The 2,616-nt window shown below is 51.3% G+C and carries 1 protein-coding gene; it reads right to left on the bottom strand.

All coding sequences use genetic code 11. The features are described from left to right. Nucleotides 1–477: 477 nt before the first annotated feature. Nucleotides 478–2,229, bottom strand: a complete 1,752-nt coding sequence (locus tag E3J62_09605) for a hypothetical protein (GenBank protein ID TET44680.1) — start codon at nucleotides 2,227–2,229, stop codon at nucleotides 478–480. Nucleotides 2,230–2,616 lie beyond the last annotated feature (387 nt).

The following is a 2,616-nucleotide window of genomic DNA, read 5'->3' as shown; positions in this document are numbered from 1 at the left end:
AGCTCCAGAGGCCGATGCTTGCCCTGCCGGCCCCGGGCGTGTCGAGGGGAGAGTAGGACTTCGTCTTGCCCTGTGGCAGATTTGTGCCGTCCCGTTTTCTGTGATAATGCCGTGATAAAGAGGAATCAAATCCTGTGAAAAGCTGTGAACTCCTGTGAAATCGAAATCGGGGATAAGTCAAAGGCCGACTTGCTATTATCTTATCGGCCTTATACTTACGGAAACACCCCAAAATGGATTTCAAGTCCGACGCTCTATCCAGCTAAGCTGCGGAGGCACAGTGACCCACGCGAACAGCATTCAGTGTTGTGCCAGACTTACGCCAACCTTTTCAACCACAAAGGGGGAATGGACCCAAGCACAATGCTAGGGGTGAAAGCGAACCTCTGGTGAACGTTCTCTAGGAGGCCGGGCGTCGCCGCGTTGCCTTGAAGCGTCAACAGCAGTCATAGTTGCAGCCCCAGATACGCGTAGACTTCACCTCGATTGCGATTTTTCAAGAAGGACATTCGAGAGCCGCGCCTCTTCTCCCTTCAGATGTGGATGAATGTCAGTGAGAAACCGTGAGCGCACTTCTGGGTTCTGCAGTTGTGAGAGGATAGCGCTCTCACATGCTGAGATTGCCTTAGCATCCGCTCTCTGAAAAGCCGCTGCTCTAACATATGCTCTCAAGAGCGCGCCTACGTAGTCCGCGCTATATAATGGGGGTCCGGAGTGCCCTGACCGATAAGCCATGTCAAAAATGGAGCAAGTTCGTGCGAAGAGTGCGCCCCTGTCCGGAGGTATTCTTCTTAGGGCAATTAGGATTGCCGGGACAGCTTCTTCTCTGTGATAGCTGCGCACGACAAAATCGTAAAGCAGTGATCCGTCCCTCCCGGTACTGAAATCTGCAGTCTCGAAGTAATCCTCGATCGCCTTGTATCCATATGCCGAGCCGAGAGCCTGAAGACGCTTCGTAACCGGAAATAGGATAGCGTGACCAACAGGTATTGGTGCCGAATTGGCTCCCATAGCATGTAGCTCAGAGATGGCCTGGTCAACGCGTCTACACAGCAACCGGATTTCTTCGTCCAATGTCGGAGTCTCGCTGCGCCTACGACTCCCAACATACCTGGTCGCAAATCCTATTCGATGCGGTCTTGCTGATGAATCCTCCAATATCTCTAGAAAGTACTTCCTTGCCCTTGTGTCGTCAAACATTGCAAGAACATGTTCAGCGTAGTACGTTTGAGTGCGATCCTCGTTCTGGGTCGCCTTTAAAACGAAGGGTACCAGGATATTCCATTGGCTATCCACAGGTGCATGCAGAGGATACTGGTGGGACCCTACGATGAGTGATGAGAGATGTGTAACTTCGTCTATCATCTCCTCTGGGATTCGAGACACCGTTTCATAGAAGGCACGCGTATCATCGATTCCTATCGTGCGGGCCAATGTCGCAAATGGATTGCCCGTCGTTCTGGTTTCGGAAACGAAAACCTCAGGAATCCCCGTTTCTCTGTTGAAGTCTTCATATAGGAAGAGGCTTCTGGCCACTATGCCAGCTGGCTTGACTTCGTTGACACCCCATTCTGTTGTGACCCACACACGCCCTGTCTCTGGATCTAAGGCGACGGCCTCGATCAAATCGCCTGTGAGCCCAGAGTGCTCAGCGTCAATCCTGCGAACGAGTCTTCCTGTGGTCGAAGACTGAACAATAATACCGTCACCAGGATAGCCTCCGTACTCAACATCCATTCTTGTTCCCAACCAGAGGTCCCCTGAAATGACACATATGGCGCTTATGGACATACACGAATCCACGTGGTCCTGGACCATCAAGGGGACCCCCTGTTCGCAGTTCACAAGCCAGAGCTTGTGATGTCTATTGCAGCCCTCCGCACAATAGGCACCTTGAGCAAAATACATGTGGCCTTCTTCGGAATACCAAGCGGTTGAACGCATTGGTGGCTCGCAGCTGTCTCCTCGGACTGAGAACTCGGAGAGATAGGTCTCGGCGTCAACCTCTCGCCAGAGGTATTCTCCTCTTTCGAGCACAAAGAACCGCTTAGGGGCTGTTGATGCGAACCCTACAGCATTATCTGAGAAGTCAATGTGCCTAAGTCTGGGGAGGTGATCCCAGGCTTCAGGCGAACGACCTGCGTAGACGACTGTGGGGAGAAAGAGAGTGGTCAGAAGAATATGCAAAGAAATGGCCACAGCCGGAAGGGGTCTCTTATTGGATATCATGGAATTCGCTCCGAAAAGACACTTCGGTGATGATGTCCCTATTGGGCCCTAGGGACGGTGCACGATTTTTGACAAAATCCGTCTGAAAAAAACCGATACTGTCTGAGATTCCAACTTGCCTTTCCTTATCGTAGCTGAACTCTACCCAAGTTCAACCCCGGTGTCAAGCACCCTGTAGCACCTCCTGAACCTTGTGCCAGATTTGTGCCAAATTCTCACCAAAAGAGAGCAAAACAGGCATAACCACCATAACAGACATAATGCTGAAACGGCTTGAAAAATAAGGCGTTTCGGGCAAGTACTTTATTTCTTTGGAGTTGGGGAAATGGTTGAAATGGGATTTTCAGTCTGTGCGTCGGAAGGTGTGGACGACACGTAGTGTCAGTG

This window comes from candidate division TA06 bacterium (genome assembly GCA_004376575.1).
In the GTDB taxonomy this organism is placed as follows: domain Bacteria; phylum Hydrothermota; class DG-26; order E44-bin18; family E44-bin18; genus E44-bin18.
Note: the sequence above shows the minus strand (reverse complement) of the source record. Positions and strands in the feature narration are given on the sequence as shown.